Source organism: Vibrio sp. CK2-1 (assembly GCF_021726515.1).
In the GTDB taxonomy this organism is placed as follows: Bacteria; Pseudomonadota; Gammaproteobacteria; order Enterobacterales; family Vibrionaceae; genus Vibrio.
The window spans coordinates 167,030-182,051 of sequence record NZ_JAKKCJ010000002.1; the positions used below are offsets into that span (position 1 = coordinate 167,030).

At 44.6% G+C, this 15,022-nt stretch carries 30 protein-coding genes; 28 read left to right on the forward strand and 2 right to left on the reverse strand.

Annotated features, from left to right (window positions below):
- Positions 1-19 precede the first annotated feature (19 nt).
- The 28 genes from rpsJ to rplQ all read left to right on the forward strand — a co-directional run bounded on the left by rpsJ (position 20) and on the right by rplQ (position 13,677).
- Positions 20-331, forward strand: coding sequence for a 30S ribosomal protein S10 (rpsJ, locus tag L3V25_RS05560; RefSeq protein WP_017026395.1), 312 nt, complete (start codon positions 20-22; stop codon positions 329-331).
- Positions 332-344: 13 nt separating this feature from the next.
- Positions 345-974 (forward strand): 50S ribosomal protein L3, encoded by a 630-nt coding sequence (gene rplC, locus L3V25_RS05565; protein ID WP_027697927.1) that lies wholly within the window; start codon positions 345-347, stop codon positions 972-974.
- A 16-nt stretch (positions 975-990) separates the two neighbouring features.
- Positions 991-1,593 carry a 50S ribosomal protein L4 gene (rplD, locus tag L3V25_RS05570; RefSeq protein ID WP_237294495.1) on the forward strand — a complete coding sequence of 201 codons (603 nt, stop codon included), beginning with the start codon at positions 991-993 and terminating at the stop codon, positions 1,591-1,593.
- A complete protein-coding gene (gene rplW, locus L3V25_RS05575) occupies positions 1,590-1,892 on the forward strand; it encodes a 50S ribosomal protein L23 (protein ID WP_027697925.1) in 303 nt (100 codons plus the stop codon). The genes rplD and rplW overlap by 4 nt, the downstream gene beginning before the upstream one ends.
- Positions 1,893-1,907: 15 nt before the next feature.
- The gene (gene rplB / locus L3V25_RS05580; protein ID WP_017026391.1) at positions 1,908-2,732 is read left to right on the forward strand and encodes a 50S ribosomal protein L2; all 825 of its coding nucleotides are present in this window, start codon (positions 1,908-1,910) and stop codon (positions 2,730-2,732) included.
- A gap of 19 nt (positions 2,733-2,751) precedes the next feature.
- Complete coding sequence (rpsS, locus tag L3V25_RS05585; protein ID WP_004398469.1) at positions 2,752-3,030, forward strand: 30S ribosomal protein S19; 279 nt, start codon at positions 2,752-2,754, stop codon at positions 3,028-3,030.
- 10 nt (positions 3,031-3,040) lie between these two features.
- Positions 3,041-3,373: a 50S ribosomal protein L22 gene (gene rplV / locus L3V25_RS05590; protein ID WP_027697924.1), complete on the forward strand. Its 333-nt coding sequence runs from the start codon at positions 3,041-3,043 to the stop codon at positions 3,371-3,373.
- Between the two features lie 20 nt (positions 3,374-3,393).
- Positions 3,394-4,095 carry a 30S ribosomal protein S3 gene (gene rpsC / locus L3V25_RS05595; RefSeq protein ID WP_017026389.1) on the forward strand — a complete coding sequence of 234 codons (702 nt, stop codon included), beginning with the start codon at positions 3,394-3,396 and terminating at the stop codon, positions 4,093-4,095.
- An 11-nt stretch (positions 4,096-4,106) separates the two neighbouring features.
- The gene (gene rplP / locus L3V25_RS05600) at positions 4,107-4,517 is read left to right on the forward strand and encodes a 50S ribosomal protein L16 (protein ID WP_027697923.1); all 411 of its coding nucleotides are present in this window, start codon (positions 4,107-4,109) and stop codon (positions 4,515-4,517) included.
- Entirely contained in the window at positions 4,517-4,708 is a 192-nt protein-coding gene (rpmC, locus tag L3V25_RS05605) for a 50S ribosomal protein L29 (RefSeq protein WP_017026387.1), read from the forward strand. The genes rplP and rpmC overlap by 1 nt, the downstream gene beginning before the upstream one ends.
- The gene (gene rpsQ / locus L3V25_RS05610; protein WP_237294496.1) at positions 4,708-4,962 is read left to right on the forward strand and encodes a 30S ribosomal protein S17; all 255 of its coding nucleotides are present in this window, start codon (positions 4,708-4,710) and stop codon (positions 4,960-4,962) included. The genes rpmC and rpsQ overlap by 1 nt, the downstream gene beginning before the upstream one ends.
- Positions 4,963-5,127: 165 nt before the next feature.
- Positions 5,128-5,499, forward strand: coding sequence for a 50S ribosomal protein L14 (rplN, locus tag L3V25_RS05615; protein WP_017026385.1), 372 nt, complete (start codon positions 5,128-5,130; stop codon positions 5,497-5,499).
- A gap of 14 nt (positions 5,500-5,513) precedes the next feature.
- Positions 5,514-5,828, forward strand: coding sequence for a 50S ribosomal protein L24 (gene rplX, locus L3V25_RS05620; protein ID WP_027697921.1), 315 nt, complete (start codon positions 5,514-5,516; stop codon positions 5,826-5,828).
- 14 nt (positions 5,829-5,842) lie between these two features.
- Complete coding sequence (gene rplE / locus L3V25_RS05625; protein ID WP_027697920.1) at positions 5,843-6,382, forward strand: 50S ribosomal protein L5; 540 nt, start codon at positions 5,843-5,845, stop codon at positions 6,380-6,382.
- 17 nt (positions 6,383-6,399) lie between these two features.
- Positions 6,400-6,705, forward strand: coding sequence for a 30S ribosomal protein S14 (rpsN, locus tag L3V25_RS05630; RefSeq protein ID WP_027697919.1), 306 nt, complete (start codon positions 6,400-6,402; stop codon positions 6,703-6,705).
- Between the two features lie 29 nt (positions 6,706-6,734).
- A complete protein-coding gene (rpsH, locus tag L3V25_RS05635) occupies positions 6,735-7,127 on the forward strand; it encodes a 30S ribosomal protein S8 (RefSeq protein WP_089122135.1) in 393 nt (130 codons plus the stop codon).
- A 10-nt stretch (positions 7,128-7,137) separates the two neighbouring features.
- Complete coding sequence (gene rplF / locus L3V25_RS05640) at positions 7,138-7,671, forward strand: 50S ribosomal protein L6 (protein WP_089122136.1); 534 nt, start codon at positions 7,138-7,140, stop codon at positions 7,669-7,671.
- 9 nt (positions 7,672-7,680) lie between these two features.
- Positions 7,681-8,034, forward strand: coding sequence for a 50S ribosomal protein L18 (rplR, locus tag L3V25_RS05645; protein ID WP_027697916.1), 354 nt, complete (start codon positions 7,681-7,683; stop codon positions 8,032-8,034).
- Between the two features lie 14 nt (positions 8,035-8,048).
- Positions 8,049-8,549, forward strand: a complete 501-nt coding sequence (rpsE, locus tag L3V25_RS05650) for a 30S ribosomal protein S5 (RefSeq protein WP_017026378.1) — start codon at positions 8,049-8,051, stop codon at positions 8,547-8,549.
- Positions 8,550-8,555: 6 nt separating this feature from the next.
- Positions 8,556-8,732 carry a 50S ribosomal protein L30 gene (gene rpmD / locus L3V25_RS05655; protein ID WP_089122137.1) on the forward strand — a complete coding sequence of 59 codons (177 nt, stop codon included), beginning with the start codon at positions 8,556-8,558 and terminating at the stop codon, positions 8,730-8,732.
- Positions 8,733-8,737: 5 nt separating this feature from the next.
- Positions 8,738-9,172, forward strand: a complete 435-nt coding sequence (gene rplO / locus L3V25_RS05660) for a 50S ribosomal protein L15 (protein ID WP_027697913.1) — start codon at positions 8,738-8,740, stop codon at positions 9,170-9,172.
- 20 nt (positions 9,173-9,192) lie between these two features.
- Positions 9,193-10,527 carry a preprotein translocase subunit SecY gene (gene secY / locus L3V25_RS05665; RefSeq protein ID WP_237294497.1) on the forward strand — a complete coding sequence of 445 codons (1,335 nt, stop codon included), beginning with the start codon at positions 9,193-9,195 and terminating at the stop codon, positions 10,525-10,527.
- A 41-nt stretch (positions 10,528-10,568) separates the two neighbouring features.
- Positions 10,569-10,682, forward strand: a complete 114-nt coding sequence (gene rpmJ / locus L3V25_RS05670) for a 50S ribosomal protein L36 (RefSeq protein ID WP_000868186.1) — start codon at positions 10,569-10,571, stop codon at positions 10,680-10,682.
- Between the two features lie 147 nt (positions 10,683-10,829).
- The gene (gene rpsM / locus L3V25_RS05675) at positions 10,830-11,186 is read left to right on the forward strand and encodes a 30S ribosomal protein S13 (RefSeq protein WP_027697911.1); all 357 of its coding nucleotides are present in this window, start codon (positions 10,830-10,832) and stop codon (positions 11,184-11,186) included.
- A 21-nt stretch (positions 11,187-11,207) separates the two neighbouring features.
- Positions 11,208-11,597, forward strand: coding sequence for a 30S ribosomal protein S11 (gene rpsK / locus L3V25_RS05680; protein WP_027697910.1), 390 nt, complete (start codon positions 11,208-11,210; stop codon positions 11,595-11,597).
- Positions 11,598-11,626: 29 nt separating this feature from the next.
- Positions 11,627-12,247 (forward strand): 30S ribosomal protein S4, encoded by a 621-nt coding sequence (rpsD, locus tag L3V25_RS05685; RefSeq protein ID WP_237294498.1) that lies wholly within the window; start codon positions 11,627-11,629, stop codon positions 12,245-12,247.
- 24 nt (positions 12,248-12,271) lie between these two features.
- Positions 12,272-13,264, forward strand: a complete 993-nt coding sequence (gene rpoA / locus L3V25_RS05690) for a DNA-directed RNA polymerase subunit alpha (protein ID WP_017026372.1) — start codon at positions 12,272-12,274, stop codon at positions 13,262-13,264.
- 26 nt (positions 13,265-13,290) lie between these two features.
- On the forward strand, positions 13,291-13,677 hold the full coding sequence (rplQ, locus tag L3V25_RS05695; protein WP_089122139.1) for a 50S ribosomal protein L17: 387 nt from the start codon (positions 13,291-13,293) through the stop codon (positions 13,675-13,677).
- Between the two features lie 149 nt (positions 13,678-13,826).
- Here the strand turns inward: rplQ and L3V25_RS05700 are convergent, their stop codons facing one another.
- Together L3V25_RS05700 and L3V25_RS05705 are read right to left on the reverse strand one after the other, a co-directional pair.
- Positions 13,827-14,291, reverse strand: a complete 465-nt coding sequence (locus L3V25_RS05700) for a DUF2780 domain-containing protein (protein WP_237294499.1) — start codon at positions 14,289-14,291, stop codon at positions 13,827-13,829.
- Positions 14,292-14,399: 108 nt separating this feature from the next.
- Positions 14,400-15,020, reverse strand: coding sequence for an FKBP-type peptidyl-prolyl cis-trans isomerase (locus L3V25_RS05705; protein WP_237294500.1), 621 nt, complete (start codon positions 15,018-15,020; stop codon positions 14,400-14,402).
- Positions 15,021-15,022: the final 2 nt, after the last annotated feature.

Here is a 15,022-nt window from a genome sequence, read left to right on the forward strand (position 1 = left end):
TTAATTGGAGCTCTGTCTCATGCAGAACCAACGTATTCGTATCCGCCTAAAGGCTTTCGATTATCGTCTAATCGATCAGTCCACTGCGGAAATCGTTGAAACAGCAAAGCGCACCGGCGCACAGGTTCGTGGTCCTATTCCACTACCTACTCGTAAAGAGCGTTTCACTGTTCTTGTTTCTCCTCACGTCAACAAAGACGCACGTGACCAGTACGAAATTCGTACTCACAAGCGTTTAATCGACATCGTTGAGCCAACAGATAAAACTGTTGATGCATTGATGCGTTTAGATCTTGCTGCTGGCGTTGATGTTCAAATCAGCCTAGGTTAAGGGAGAAGAAATAATGATTGGTCTAGTCGGTCGTAAAGTGGGTATGACCCGCGTATTTACCGAAGAAGGCGTTTCTATCCCTGTAACAGTTGTTGAGGTTGAAGCTAACCGTGTTTCTCAAGTGCGTACACTTGAAACTGATGGTTATGCAGCAATCCAAGTAACTGCAGGTGCTAAGAAAGCCAACCGTGTATCTAAGCCTGAAGCTGGTCACTTTGCGAAAGCAGGTGTTGAAGCAGGCCGCGGTCTTTGGGAATTCCGTTTAGAAAACGGTGAAGAGTTTGAAGTTGGCGCTGAGCTAAACGTAGAACTTTTCAATGAAATCAAAAAAGTAGACGTTACTGGTACATCTAAAGGTAAGGGCTTCCAAGGCGCTGTTAAGCGTTGGAACTTCCGTACTCAAGATATGACTCACGGTAACTCTTTGTCTCACCGTGCTCCGGGTTCAATTGGCCAATGTCAAACTCCAGGTCGCGTGTTTAAAGGCAAAAAAATGGCTGGTCACATGGGTGCTGAGCGTGTAACGACTCAAAACCTAGAGATCGTACGTGTTGACGCTGAGCGCAATCTGCTTCTTATTAAAGGTGCAGTACCTGGTGCTATCGGTGGCAACGTAATCGTAAAACCAGCTGTTAAAGCATAACGTCTAGGAGTAAGTAATGGAATTGATGGTTAAAGGTGCTGATGCACTAACTGTTTCCGAGACTACTTTCGGACGTGAGTTTAACGAAGCTCTTGTACACCAAGTAGTTGTTGCATATGCAGCAGGTGCTCGTCAAGGTACTCGTGCTCAAAAGACTCGTTCTGAAGTATCTGGTGGCGGCGCTAAACCATGGCGTCAAAAAGGTACTGGCCGTGCGCGTGCTGGTACAATCCGTAGCCCAATCTGGCGTACAGGTGGTGTTACTTTTGCTGCGAAACCACAAAATCACAGCCAAAAAGTAAACAAAAAAATGTACCGTGGTGCTATGAAAAGCATTCTTTCTGAATTAGTTCGTCAAGAGCGTTTAATCGTTGTTGATAACTTCTCAGTTGAAGCGCCAAAAACTAAAGACCTAGTTGCTAAGCTTAAAGATCTTGAGCTAAACGATGTATTAATCGTAACTAGCGAAGTAGACGAGAATCTATTCTTAGCTGCTCGTAACCTATACAAAGTTGATGCACGTGACGTAGCTGGTATTGATCCAGTAAGTCTAATCGCATTTAACAAGGTTCTAATGACTGCTGACGCAGTTAAGCAAGTTGAGGAGATGCTGGCATGATCAGTGAAGAGCGTCTACTAAAAGTTCTACGTGCTCCGCACATCTCTGAAAAAGCGACAATGGCTGCTGAAAAAGCAAACACTATCGTTTTTAAAGTTGCGACTAACGCAACGAAAAAAGAGATCAAAGCAGCTGTAGAAAAGCTATTTGAAGTTGAAGTTAAGTCTGTAAATACCCTAGTACAAAAGGGTAAGACCAAACGTCAAGGTATGCGTGAAGGCCGTCGTTCAGACGTGAAAAAAGCTTACGTTACCTTGAAAGAAGGTCAAGACCTTGACTTCGTTGGCGGTGCTGAGTAACAGGAGTAGTTAAAAATGGCTATTGTTAAGTGTAAGCCGACTTCCCCTGGTCGTCGCCACGTTGTTAAAGTAGTTAATGCTGACCTACATAAAGGTAAGCCTTACGCACCGCTTTTAGAGAAAAACTCTAAAAATGGTGGTCGTAACAATAACGGTCGTATCACAGTACGTCACATCGGTGGTGGTCACAAACATCACTACCGTGTAATTGACTTTAAACGTACTAAAGACGGTATCCCAGCGAAAGTTGAGCGTCTTGAATACGATCCAAACCGTAGTGCAAACATTGCTTTAGTATTGTATGCAGACGGTGAACGTCGTTACATCATTGCCCCTAAAGGCATTCAAGCTGGTGATGCGATCCAATCTGGTGTTGATGCGCCTATCAAAGCAGGTAACACCCTGCCGATGCGTAACATCCCAGTAGGTTCTACAATTCACTGTATTGAACTTAAGCCTGGTAAAGGTGCACAGCTAGCTCGTTCAGCTGGCGCATATGCTCAACTTGTCGCTCGCGACGGTTCATATGTAACTCTACGCTTACGTTCTGGTGAGATGCGTAAAGTATTATCTGAAGGCCGTGCAACTATCGGTGAAGTAGGTAATTCTGAGCACATGCTTCGTGAACTAGGTAAAGCTGGTGCTAACCGCTGGCGCGGTGTTCGTCCAACCGTTCGCGGTGTGGTAATGAACCCAGTAGACCACCCACACGGTGGTGGTGAAGGCCGTACTTCTGGTGGTCGTCACCCAGTTTCTCCTTGGGGTATGCCTACTAAGGGCTTCAAGACTCGTAAGAACAAACGCACTGACAAGTACATTGTACGTCGTCGTAACAAATAATCTATAAAGAGGAATCGCCATGCCACGTTCTCTCAAGAAAGGTCCTTTTATTGACCTACACTTGCTGAAGAAGGTAGAGAAAGCGGTGGAAAGCGGAGACAAAAAGCCTATTAAGACTTGGTCCCGTCGCTCAATGATCATTCCATCAATGATTGGTTTGACCATCGCTGTCCATAATGGTCGTCAACACGTTCCAGTATTCGTAACTGATGAAATGATCGGTCACAAACTGGGCGAATTTGCACCAACTCGTACCTATCGCGGCCATGCTGCAGATAAGAAAGCTAAGAAGAAGTAAGGAGTAAATAATGGAAGCTATTGCTAAACATAACTTTGCTCGCATTTCTCCTCAGAAAGCTCGCTTAGTTGCAGACCAAATCCGTGGTAAATCAGTAGACCAAGCTCTTGAAATTTTAACTTTCAGCAACAAAAAAGCTGCTGAGTTAATCAAGAAAGTACTTGATTCTGCGATTGCAAATGCGGAACACAACGAAGGTGCAGATATCGACGATCTTTCAGTCGCTAAAATCTTCGTAGATGAGGGCCCTATCATGAAGCGTATTATGCCTCGTGCTAAAGGCCGTGCGGATCGTATCTTGAAGCGTTCAAGCCACATCACTGTTGTTGTAGCAGATCGCTAAGAGACTAGGAGAGTAAGCAAATGGGTCAGAAAGTACATCCAAATGGTATTCGTCTTGGCATCGTTAAGCCTTGGAATGCTACATGGTTTGCTAATACCAACGAATTCGCTGACAACCTAGACGGCGACTTCAAGGTACGTCAGTTCTTAACGAAAGAACTGTCTAAAGCGTCTTTATCTCGCATCGTTATCGAGCGTCCTGCGAAGAGCATCCGTGTGACTATTCACACAGCTCGTCCAGGTGTTGTTATCGGTAAGAAAGGCGAAGACGTTGAGAAGCTACGCGCAGCTGTAGCTAAAATTGCAGGTGTACCAGCGCAAATTAACATTGCAGAAGTACGTAAGCCTGAGCTAGACGGTCAATTAGTGGCTGATAGCATCTCGTCTCAGCTAGAACGTCGTGTTATGTTCCGTCGTGCTATGAAGCGCGCAGTACAAAACGCAATGCGTCTAGGTGCTAAGGGTATTAAAGTAGAAGTAAGTGGTCGTCTAGGCGGCGCTGAAATTGCGCGTACTGAATGGTACCGTGAAGGCCGTGTGCCACTACATACCCTACGTGCTGATATTGATTACGCAACTTCTTCGGCTCACACTCAATATGGTGTGATCGGCGTTAAAGTTTGGATCTTCAAGGGTGAAATCCTTGGCGGTATGCCAGACGCTAACGCGGTAGAGCCAAAGGCTGACAAGCCTAAGAAGAAGCCACGTCAAAGCCGTAAGTAAGGAGTCGACTGATGCTACAACCTAAACGTACTAAATTCCGTAAGGTTATGACTGGTCGTAACCGTGGTCTAGCGAAAGGTACTGATGTAAGCTTCGGCGAATTCGGCCTTAAAGCTGTTGGCCGTGGTCGCATTACTGCTCGTCAGATCGAAGCGGCTCGTCGTGCAATGACGCGTCACGTTAAGCGTCAAGGTCAAATCTGGATTCGTATTTTTCCAGACAAACCTATCACTGAAAAACCTCTTGAAGTTCGTCAAGGTAAAGGTAAGGGTAACGTTGAATATTGGGTTGCCCAAATCCAGCCTGGTAAAGTGATGTACGAGATGGGTGGTGTACCTGAAGAGTTGGCACGTGAAGCGTTCCGCCTAGCGGCACGTAAACTGCCTATAAAAACAACTTTTGTAACTAAGCAGGTGATGTGATGAAAGCACAAGACCTACGCGAAAAAAGCGTTGAAGAGCTTAACGCTGAGTTATTGAATTTGCTACGCGAACAGTTCAACTTGCGCATGCAAGCTGCAACTGGTCAGCTACAGCAAACTCATACTCTGAAAGCTGTACGCCGTGATATCGCACGTGTTAAGACTGTTTTGACTAGTAAGGCAGGCGCATAATGAGCGAAACAACTCGTACGACTCAAGGTCGTGTAATTAGCGACAAAATGGACAAGTCTATTGTTGTTGCTATCGAACGTTTTGTTAAACACCCAATCTATGGGAAGTTCATCAAACGTACGACAAAAGTACATGCACACGATGAAAACAACGAATGTGGCCTAGGCGACAAAGTTGAGATTCGTGAGTGTCGTCCACTGTCTAAGAGCAAATCTTGGACATTGGTTAAAGTTCTAGAAAAATCGAAAATTTAATTTTTCCTTATTTTTTAGGCTTTTAAAGCGGCCCCAAAGTTTTTTTTGGGGCCGTTTATTTTTTGACTACCTTTCTTCTGGAAACGGTGGTACAATTCGCAGCCCTTATAAAGAGGCAGCCCGACCCGAGATGGGTCTAGTTTTAATATTTAGCGGAGCACTAACATGATCCAAATGCAAAGTACACTGGACGCAGCGGATAACTCCGGCGCTCGCAGAGTAATGTGTATTAAGGTTCTGGGTGGCTCTCACCGCCGTTATGCACATATCGGAGATATCATCAAAGTTACTGTTAAGGAAGCAATTCCTCGCGGTAAAGTAAAAAAAGGTGATGTTCTGAAAGCGGTAGTGGTGCGCACCCGTAAAGGCGTTCGTCGTCCAGACGGTTCTGTCATTCGCTTCGACCGTAATGCTTGTGTATTGTTGAACGACAATACTGAGCAACCAGTCGGTACACGTATCTTTGGTCCTGTGACTCGTGAGCTTCGTAATGCGAAATTCATGAAAATTGTGTCACTAGCACCTGAAGTTCTGTAAGGAGCGGCAATAAAATGGCAGCTAAAATCCGTCGTAATGACGAAGTAATCGTTCTTGCTGGTAAAGATAAAGGCAAGCGCGGTAAAGTAACTAAGGTTCTCGAAACTGGTAAAGTTTTCGTTGAAGGTATCAACCTTGTTAAAAAACACCAAAAGCCTCAACCGGCTCTAGGTCAACAAGGTGGCATCGTTGAACAAGAAGCAGCTATTGATGCTTCTAACGTTGCAATCTTTAACGCATCTACTGGTAAAGCGGATCGTATCGGTTTCCGTTTGGAAGAAGGCAAGAAAGTGCGCTTCTTCAAATCAAACGGTGAATTAATTAAGTAATTTGGAGTTCTACTATGGCGAAACTGCATGATTACTACAAGTCGTCTGTAGTCGCTGAACTGACCAAAGAGTTCAGCTACACAAGCGTCATGCAAGTCCCTAGGATTGAGAAAATCACCCTAAATATGGGCGTTGGTGAAGCAATCAACGATAAGAAGCTACTTGAGAATGCTGCAAGTGATATGGCGACCATTTCTGGTCAAAAGCCACTTATCACTAAAGCACGCAAATCTGTTGCTGGTTTCAAAATTCGTGAAGGCTACCCAATTGGTTGTAAAGTAACCTTGCGTGGCGAGCGTATGTGGGATTTCTTTGAGCGTTTGATTTCTATCGCTCTTCCACGAGTACGTGATTTCCGTGGTGTTAGCGCTAAGTCTTTTGACGGACGCGGTAACTACAGCATGGGCGTTCGCGAGCAAATCATCTTCCCGGAAATCGACTACGATAAAGTCGATCGTGTACGCGGTCTTGATATTACTATCACGACGTCTGCAAACACTGATGAGGAAGGCCGAGCTCTGCTGGCTGCCTTTAACTTCCCATTCCGCAAATAAGGTGAAGGGTTACTGTTATGGCTAAACAATCAATGAAAGCACGTGAAACTAAACGTGCAAAGCTTGTAGCACAATACGCTGAAAAGCGTGCTGCGCTTAAAGCAACAATCAGTGATGTTAACGCATCTGAAGAAGATCGTTGGAACGCAGTTCTTAAACTGCAAGCTCTTCCACGTGATTCAAGTGCATCGCGTCAGCGCAACCGTTGCAACCAAACTGGTCGTCCACACGGTTACCTACGTAAATTCGGTCTAAGCCGTATCAAAGTTCGTGAAGCTTGCATGAAAGGCGAGATTCCTGGACTTCGTAAGGCTAGCTGGTAATTGCCACTTAATCATTTGGAGTAAATCATATGAGCATGCAAGATCCGATTTCGGATATGCTGACCCGCATTCGTAACGGTCAGGCAGCAAACAAAGTTGCTGTGAAAATGCCTTCTTCAAAGCTTAAAGTTGCAATTGCTACTTTACTAAAAGCTGAAGGCTACATCGCTGACTTCGCTGTTGAAGGCGAAGTAAAACCAGAGCTAGAAGTTACTCTTAAGTACTTCCAAGCAAAACCAGTAATCGAGCAAATCCAACGTGTTTCACGTCCTGGTCTACGCGTCTACAAGAAAAAAGACGAGTTACCATCAGTGATGGGCGGTTTGGGTGTTGCTGTTGTTTCCACTTCCAAGGGTCTGATGTCTGACCGTGCTGCTCGTAAAGCAGGTCTTGGCGGTGAAATCATCTGTTACGTAGCTTAAGGAGTAGAATATGTCTCGTGTTGCTAAAGCACCTGTCGCTATTCCAGCTGGCGTAGAGGTGAAACTGAATGGTCAAGAAGTTACTGTTAAAGGTGCTAAAGGTGAGTTAACTCGCGTTTTACACAATGCAGTAGTGATCGCTCAGGAAGAAAACAACCTGACTTTCGGTCCACGTGAAGGTGTAGTGAATGCTTGGGCTCAAGCAGGTACTGCGCGTGCACTTGTAAACAACATGGTTGTTGGTGTTACTGAAGGCTTTACGAAGAAGCTAGTTCTTAAGGGTGTAGGTTACCGTGCTGCTATTAAAGGCAACTCTGTAGCTCTAACTCTAGGCTTCTCTCATCCTGTAGAGCATGAATTGCCTTCAGGTGTTAAAGCTGAATGTCCAAGCCAAACTGAAATCGTATTAACTGCTTGTGATAAGCAATTAGTCGGTCAAGTTGCTGCTGACATTCGTTCTTACCGTGAGCCTGAGCCTTATAAAGGCAAAGGTGTTCGTTACGCAGATGAAAATGTGCGTACTAAAGAAGCTAAGAAGAAGTAAGGTAACACTATGGATAAGAAAGCATCTCGCATCCGTCGTGCTACACGTGCACGTCGTAAGATTGCTGAGCTAGGTGCAAACCGCCTAGTAGTACACCGTACTCCGCGTCATGTGTACGCTCAGGTTATCGCACCAAACGGCTCTGTGGTTATCGCTTCTGCTTCTACTGTAGAAAAGGCGATCCGTGAGCAAGTTAAGAATACTGGTAACGTTGACGCTGCTAAAGCTGTAGGTAAAGCTATTGCTGAGCGCGCTATCGAAAAAGGCATCTCAGATGTGGCTTTCGATCGTTCTGGTTTCCAATACCACGGTCGAGTGGCGGCACTTGCAGATTCTGCACGTGAAGCTGGTCTGAAATTCTAAGGTAGGGTTGGAAGATGGCTAAACAAGAACAACAAGCTTCAGATTTGAATGAAAAGCTAATCGCTGTTAACCGTGTTTCTAAAACGGTTAAAGGTGGTCGAATCTTTAGCTTTACTGCACTAACTGTAGTTGGTGACGGTAATGGTCGCGTTGGTTTCGGTTACGGCAAAGCTCGTGAAGTACCAGCTGCGATTCAAAAAGCAATGGAAAAAGCGCGTCGTAACATGGTTACTATCGCACTTAACGAAGGCACTCTTCACCACTCGGTGAAAGGTCGCCACACAGGCTCTAAAGTTTACATGCAACCAGCTTCTGAAGGTACAGGTATCATTGCCGGTGGTGCAATGCGTGCAGTACTTGAAGTTGTAGGTGTTCATAACGTACTTGCGAAAGCGTACGGTTCTACGAACCCTATCAACATCGTTCGTGCAACGATCGATGGTTTGAGCGGCATGAAGTCACCAGAAATGGTTGCTGCTAAACGTGGTCTAACTGTTGAATCTATTTCGGAGTAAGAACACATGGCAACTATTAAAGTAACTCAAACTAAAAGCTCAATTGGACGCCTACCAAAGCACAAAGCTACTTTGCGTGGACTAGGCCTTCGTAAAATCAACCACACTGTAGAACTTGAAGATACTCCGTGCGTGCGCGGCATGATCAACAAAGTTCACTACATGGTTAAAGTTGGGGAGTAATCAGAATGCGTTTGAATACTCTATCACCGGCTGCGGGTTCTAAACCTTCTAAGAAGCGTTTAGGTCGTGGTATCGGTTCTGGACTAGGTAAAACTGGTGGCCGCGGTCACAAAGGTCAAAAATCACGTTCTGGCGGCTCTGTTCGTCCAGGTTTTGAAGGTGGTCAAATGCCTTTGAAACAACGTCTACCAAAATTCGGTTTCACTTCTCGTAAGAGCCTAGTGACTGCTGAAGTTCGTCTAGCTGAGCTAGCGAAAGTAACGGCTGACGTTATCGATCTTGACAGCTTGAAAGCTGCTAACGTAATCACTAAGAACATCGAGTTTGTTAAAGTTGTTCTTTCTGGTGAAATCAGCAAGCCAGTAACTGTTAAAGGTCTACGTGTGACTAAAGGTGCTGTAGCTGCTATCGAAGCTGCTGGCGGTAAAATCGAAGCTTAATCTTCGAAGGATAGGTACAGATGGCTAAAAAACCAGGACAAGATTTCAGTACTGCTAAACAGGGTACTGGTGAATTAAAATCGCGTTTATTATTCGTAATCCTCGCGCTTTTGGTATTCCGAGCTGGCTCTTTTGTGCCGATTCCTGGTATTGATGCGGCTGTACTTGCCGATTTGTTCGAACAGCAAAAAGGTACCATCATTGAAATGTTTAACATGTTCTCTGGTGGTGCTCTTTCGCGTGCATCTATATTAGCGTTGGGCATCATGCCGTATATTTCGGCCTCGATTGTTGTCCAATTGCTAACTGTAGTTCATCCAGCGTTAGCGGAACTCAAGAAAGAGGGTGAAGCAGGCCGTCGTAAGATAAGCCGATACACACGCTATGGCACGCTTGTACTAGCAACTTTCCAAGCAATTGGTATTGCAACTGGTCTGCCGAATATGGTCCAAAATCTGGTCGTTATCGATCAAACCATGTTCACAATCATTGCTACCATCAGTTTAGTAACCGGCACCATGTTCTTAATGTGGTTAGGTGAACAAATTACTGAGCGCGGAATTGGTAACGGTATCTCGTTGATTATTTTCACGGGTATTGTTGCTGGGTTGCCAGCTGCAATCGGACATACAATTGAGCAAGCGCGTCAAGGTGAATTGAACGTGCTTCTTCTATTGTTAATCGCTGTGGTTGCGTTCGCTGTTATTTATTTCGTTGTTTTCATGGAACGTGGTCAACGTCGTATTGTCGTTAACTATGCGAAGCGTCAACAAGGTCGTAAAGTGTTTGCAGCACAAAGTACGCATTTACCATTGAAGATAAACATGGCGGGTGTAATCCCTGCTATATTTGCTTCAAGTATTATCCTGTTTCCAGGTACTCTAGCTCAATGGCTTGGCCAGAACGGTGAGAGTAAAACATTTGGTTGGTTAACGGACGTGTCTTTGGCACTAAGCCCAGGTCAACCTTTGTATATAATACTTTATGCGACAGCAATTATTTTCTTCTGTTTCTTTTATACAGCGATGGTGTTTAACCCTCGTGAAACAGCAGATAATTTGAAGAAGTCCGGTGCATTCGTACCCGGCATCCGCCCAGGTGAGCAGACAGCTAGATATATAGATAAAGTAATGACTCGTTTAACACTCGTTGGTGCTTTATATATTACCTTTATTTGTCTAGTCCCACAGTTTATGATGACCGCGTGGAACGTTAAGTTCTATTTCGGTGGTACTTCACTACTTATCGTAGTGGTAGTAATCATGGACTTTATGGCACAGGTACAGACTCATCTGATGTCTCAACAGTATGATTCTGTGTTGAAAAAAGCGAATCTGAAAGGCTATAACCGCTAATAACAGCGAGTATAGTTCAGATTTCATTACGGAGTTTAGCAATGAAAGTTCGTGCTTCCGTTAAAAAAATCTGCCGTAACTGTAAAGTTATCAAGCGCAACGGTGTTGTGCGTGTAATTTGCAGTGAGCCAAAGCATAAACAACGCCAAGGCTAATTAGCAGAAATTTTTACTTGAAATATGAGGGCAGGCCGAGTATATTCCTCGGCCTACCTTTTGCGTGCAAAAGAAGTAGTATGCCGCTGCGTATCCTCGACGGGCTTTGCAGCGGATAATTCTTTATATAAGTACTAGGAGTGAATAGTGGCCCGTATAGCAGGCATTAACATTCCTGATCATAAACACGCTGTTATCGCATTAACTGCGATCTACGGCATCGGTAAAACTCGTTCTCAAGCTATCCTAGCTGAGCTGAGTATTGCTGAAGATGTTAAGATCAGTGAACTAACTGAAGAGCAGATTGATCAACTGCGTGATGGTGTAGCTAAATACACTGTAGAAGGTGATCTACGTCGTGAAGTATCGATGAACATCAAGCGTCTTATGGACCTTGGCTGTTACCGCGGTCTTCGTCATCGTCGCAGTCTACCACTACGTGGACAGCGTACTAAAACCAACGCACGCACTCGTAAGGGTCCGCGCAAGCCGATCAAAAAATAATCGGATAAGGTAGAGAGTACAATGGCAAAACAACCAACACGCACGCGTAAACGCGTTCGCAAGCAAGTAGCAGATGGCGTAGCGCACATCCATGCTTCTTTTAACAACACAATCGTGACCATCACTGACCGTCAAGGTAATGCTCTTTCATGGGCTACTGCAGGTGGTTCAGGTTTCCGTGGTTCTCGTAAATCTACGCCGTTCGCTGCACAGGTTGCTGCTGAACGCGCAGGTGAAATGGCCAAAGAATATGGCCTAAAGAACTTGGAAGTTATGGTTAAGGGCCCTGGTCCTGGTCGTGAGTCTACTATCCGTGCTTTAAACGCATTGGGTTACCGCATCACTAACATCGTTGATGCAACTCCGATCCCTCATAACGGTTGTCGTCCACCTAAGAAACGTCGCGTTTAATTCGTTTCTAGGAATATTGGAGAAAGATCATGGCAAGATATTTGGGCCCTAAGCTGAAGCTTAGTCGTCGTGAAGGTACTGACTTATTCCTTAAGTCAGGTGTCCGCGCGATCGATACCAAGTGTAAAATTGATAACGCACCAGGTGTACACGGCGCTCGTCGCGGTCGTCTATCTGAGTTTGGCGTTCAGCTTCGTGAGAAGCAAAAAGTTCGTCGTATGTACGGCGTTCTAGAAAAACAATTCCGCAACTACTACAAAGAAGCTGCACGCCTTAAAGGCAATACAGGTGCAAACCTGCTTCAACTTCTTGAAGGTCGTTTAGATAATGTTGTTTACCGTATGGGTTTTGGTGCGACTCGCGCTGAATCACGTCAACTAGTTAGCCACAAAGCTATCTTAGTAAACGGCAAAGTAGTTAACGTTCCTTCATTCAAAGTTACGGCTAACGACGTTGTTTCTATCCGTGAGAAAGCTAAACAGCAATCACGTATTAAAGCTGCTCTAGAAGTTGCTGAACAACGCGAAAAACCAACTTGGATTGAAGTAGATGCTAGCAAGATGGAAGGTACTTTCAAACGTATCCCAGAGCGTTCTGATCTATCTGCTGACATCAACGAACACTTGATCGTCGAACTTTACTCTAAGTAAGGTTTAAACAAAAGAGAGGACACAATGCAGGGTTCTGTAACAGAATTTCTTAAGCCACGTCTTGTTGACATCGAACAGATCAGCACGACACATGCAAAAGTAACTCTTGAGCCTTTAGAGCGTGGTTTTGGCCACACTTTAGGTAATGCACTTCGCCGTATTCTTCTATCTTCTATGCCAGGTTGTGCTGTAACAGAAGTTGAGATTGAAGGCGTTCTACACGAGTACAGCACCAAAGAAGGCGTTCAAGAAGATATCCTTGAGATCCTTCTTAACCTGAAAGGTCTTGCTGTGAGCGTTGCCGAAGGCAAAGATGAAGTGTTTATTACACTAAAAAAATCAGGCTCGGGCCCTGTTGTTGCAGGTGACATCATCCATGATGGTGATGTAGAGATCGCTAACCCAGAACACGTTATTTGTCACCTAACGGATGACAAAGCTGAAATCGCTATGCGTATTAAAGTTCAACGTGGTCGTGGTTACGTTCCGTCTTCAGCTCGTATCCATACTGAAGAAGATGAGCGTCCAATCGGTCGTCTACTTGTTGATGCTACATACAGCCCGGTTGATAAAATCGCCTACGCTGTAGAAGCAGCACGTGTAGAACAACGTACTGACTTAGACAAGCTTGTTATCGATATGGAAACAAATGGCACTTTAGAACCTGAGGAAGCTATCCGTCGTGCAGCTACAATTTTAGCTGAGCAATTGGATGCATTCGTAGATCTTCGTGATGTACGTGTTCCAGAAGAGAAAGAAGAGAAGCCGGAGTTCGATCCTATTCTACTGCGTCCTGTAGACGATCTTGAACTAACAGTTCGCTCTGCTAACTGCTTGAAAGCAGAAGCGATTCACTACATCGGTGATCTTGTACAGCGTACTGAGGTTGAGCTTCTTAAAACGCCAAACCTTGGTAAGAAGTCTTTAACAGAGATTAAAGATGTTCTAGCGTCGCGCGGTCTGTCTCTAGGTATGCGCCTAGAAAACTGGCCACCAGCGTCGATTGCTGAAGATTAATTGATATTAGTTAGAAGGATTAGGTCATGCGCCATCGTAAGAGTGGTCGTCAACTCAACCGCAACAGCAGCCATCGTAAAGCGATGTTTAGCAACATGGCTAGCTCTCTAGTTCGTCATGAAGTTATCAAGACAACTTTGCCTAAGGCAAAAGAGCTTCGCCGCGTAGTTGAGCCTTTGATTACACTAGCTAAGACTGACAGCGTTGCTAACCGTCGTCTAGCATTTGCTCGCACTCGTGATAACGAAGTTGTAGCAAAATTATTTAATGAATTAGGTCCACGTTTTGCTGCCCGTCAAGGCGGTTACACTCGTATCCTAAAAGCTGGCTTCCGTACCGGTGATAAAGCGCCAATGGCATACATTGAGCTTGTTGACCGTCCAGAAGCAGCAGCTGAAGAAGCTGCTGAATAAGCAAAAAGTTAAATAAATAAAAAACGCCGAGTATTAATTACTCGGCGTTTTTTTATGTCTAAAATATAAAGTGAACGATTAATACTAAGCGTAATAAGTAACGATCTTATTAGCTTGTTAAAAACTCGCTAACTAGGTTATAAAATTAGCTATTTCCAAAGGCTAGTTAATGAGCTTAACAGTCCATTACTTGCCCCTTCTTCACCTAAATAATCCAGTACGATTGGTACATACTGTTCTACCATCGAGCTATCTAGGCCTAATTTTTCGAAAGCACTCTTTACTGCTGCCATGCTATCTAGTGTGCTACCTGCTGATTTGGCACTGTCTAAAATACCACTCAGGTTAGACGATAATCCTGAAAACTCTTCTCCAGTACTACCAGATAATTCATTTGAAGCAATTGCTAATAGAGCTCCTGCTCCACCGGCAGCTTGCTCGGTAGACACCCCTAATTGATCTTTTAGTGAGTTGACTAATTCGCTGCTACTTTGTGCTTGAGAAGCAAGTTTAGTTACAGCATCGGTGTTTTCTTCTCCTAGTCCAAATAATGCATAGCTTGGTGATGAGATGACAAGGCTGGCGGAGATAAGGGTAAGGGCGAGCTTTTTCATAACTGAATTCCATTTGTATTGATGTAGAATCTAGTTATAACTGTTTTTTATGTATAAAAAAAGCAGCGATCGCTGCTTTTATACTTATTAACAATCTAAAAACACTTGTTATAGGATAGCTAGAAGCTCAACTTCAAATACTAGAGCTGCAAAAGGAGGGATTGCTGCACCTGCGCCACGCTCACCGTAAGCAAGATCTTGTGGGATGTACAGTTTCCATTTTGAACCAACAGGCATAAGCTGTAGTGCTTCAACCCAACCAGCGATAACGCCAGTTACTGGGAATTCTGCAGGTTGACCGCGAGATACAGAGCTATCAAATACAGTACCGTCAGTTAATTGACCGTGGTAGTGTACGCGTACTTGCTTGTCTGATGTTGGGATTTCACCAGTACCTTCAGTGATTACTTCGTATTGAAGACCAGACTCTAGAACCGTTACTTCAGAACGTAGAGCATTGTCTTTTAAGAATACTTCGCCATCTGCCGCAGCTGCTTTAGCCGCTTCAGCGCGTAATGCTTCAGCGCGAGTATGAAGCTCACGAAGTGCATTGTTAATTTCATCAACTTCGATTTCAGGCATGTCACCTGTTAATGATGTTGCGATACCTTTAGCGATAGCGGCAACATTTAGACCTTCTAGGCCACTTCCTGCAAGTTGTTGACCCATTTGAAGACCAATACCGTAACTTGCTTTTTGTTCAATAGTTTCTAATTTAACGTCAGACATGC

Coding starts and splice junctions, on each gene's coding strand:
- rplP (WP_027697923.1), top strand. CDS start 4,107: ATGCTACAACCTAAACGTACTAAATTCCGTAAGGTTATGACTGGTCGT.
- rpmC (WP_017026387.1), top strand. CDS start 4,517: ATGAAAGCACAAGACCTACGCGAAAAAAGCGTTGAAGAGCTTAACGCT.
- rplB (WP_017026391.1), top strand. CDS start 1,908: ATGGCTATTGTTAAGTGTAAGCCGACTTCCCCTGGTCGTCGCCACGTT.
- rplF (WP_089122136.1), top strand. CDS start 7,138: ATGTCTCGTGTTGCTAAAGCACCTGTCGCTATTCCAGCTGGCGTAGAG.
- rplE (WP_027697920.1), top strand. CDS start 5,843: ATGGCGAAACTGCATGATTACTACAAGTCGTCTGTAGTCGCTGAACTG.
- rplD (WP_237294495.1), top strand. CDS start 991: ATGGAATTGATGGTTAAAGGTGCTGATGCACTAACTGTTTCCGAGACT.
- rplQ (WP_089122139.1), top strand. CDS start 13,291: ATGCGCCATCGTAAGAGTGGTCGTCAACTCAACCGCAACAGCAGCCAT.
- rpmD (WP_089122137.1), top strand. CDS start 8,556: ATGGCAACTATTAAAGTAACTCAAACTAAAAGCTCAATTGGACGCCTA.
- L3V25_RS05700 (WP_237294499.1), bottom strand. CDS start 14,291: ATGAAAAAGCTCGCCCTTACCCTTATCTCCGCCAGCCTTGTCATCTCA.
- rpsK (WP_027697910.1), top strand. CDS start 11,208: ATGGCAAAACAACCAACACGCACGCGTAAACGCGTTCGCAAGCAAGTA.
- rplW (WP_027697925.1), top strand. CDS start 1,590: ATGATCAGTGAAGAGCGTCTACTAAAAGTTCTACGTGCTCCGCACATC.
- rpsJ (WP_017026395.1), top strand. CDS start 20: ATGCAGAACCAACGTATTCGTATCCGCCTAAAGGCTTTCGATTATCGT.
- rpmJ (WP_000868186.1), top strand. CDS start 10,569: ATGAAAGTTCGTGCTTCCGTTAAAAAAATCTGCCGTAACTGTAAAGTT.
- rpsS (WP_004398469.1), top strand. CDS start 2,752: ATGCCACGTTCTCTCAAGAAAGGTCCTTTTATTGACCTACACTTGCTG.
- rpsH (WP_089122135.1), top strand. CDS start 6,735: ATGAGCATGCAAGATCCGATTTCGGATATGCTGACCCGCATTCGTAAC.
- rplN (WP_017026385.1), top strand. CDS start 5,128: ATGATCCAAATGCAAAGTACACTGGACGCAGCGGATAACTCCGGCGCT.
- rpsC (WP_017026389.1), top strand. CDS start 3,394: ATGGGTCAGAAAGTACATCCAAATGGTATTCGTCTTGGCATCGTTAAG.
- rpsQ (WP_237294496.1), top strand. CDS start 4,708: ATGAGCGAAACAACTCGTACGACTCAAGGTCGTGTAATTAGCGACAAA.
- rpsE (WP_017026378.1), top strand. CDS start 8,049: ATGGCTAAACAAGAACAACAAGCTTCAGATTTGAATGAAAAGCTAATC.
- rplO (WP_027697913.1), top strand. CDS start 8,738: ATGCGTTTGAATACTCTATCACCGGCTGCGGGTTCTAAACCTTCTAAG.
- rpoA (WP_017026372.1), top strand. CDS start 12,272: ATGCAGGGTTCTGTAACAGAATTTCTTAAGCCACGTCTTGTTGACATC.
- secY (WP_237294497.1), top strand. CDS start 9,193: ATGGCTAAAAAACCAGGACAAGATTTCAGTACTGCTAAACAGGGTACT.
- rpsN (WP_027697919.1), top strand. CDS start 6,400: ATGGCTAAACAATCAATGAAAGCACGTGAAACTAAACGTGCAAAGCTT.
- rplC (WP_027697927.1), top strand. CDS start 345: ATGATTGGTCTAGTCGGTCGTAAAGTGGGTATGACCCGCGTATTTACC.
- rplX (WP_027697921.1), top strand. CDS start 5,514: ATGGCAGCTAAAATCCGTCGTAATGACGAAGTAATCGTTCTTGCTGGT.
- rplV (WP_027697924.1), top strand. CDS start 3,041: ATGGAAGCTATTGCTAAACATAACTTTGCTCGCATTTCTCCTCAGAAA.
- rplR (WP_027697916.1), top strand. CDS start 7,681: ATGGATAAGAAAGCATCTCGCATCCGTCGTGCTACACGTGCACGTCGT.
- L3V25_RS05705 (WP_237294500.1), bottom strand. CDS start 15,020: ATGTCTGACGTTAAATTAGAAACTATTGAACAAAAAGCAAGTTACGGT.
- rpsD (WP_237294498.1), top strand. CDS start 11,627: ATGGCAAGATATTTGGGCCCTAAGCTGAAGCTTAGTCGTCGTGAAGGT.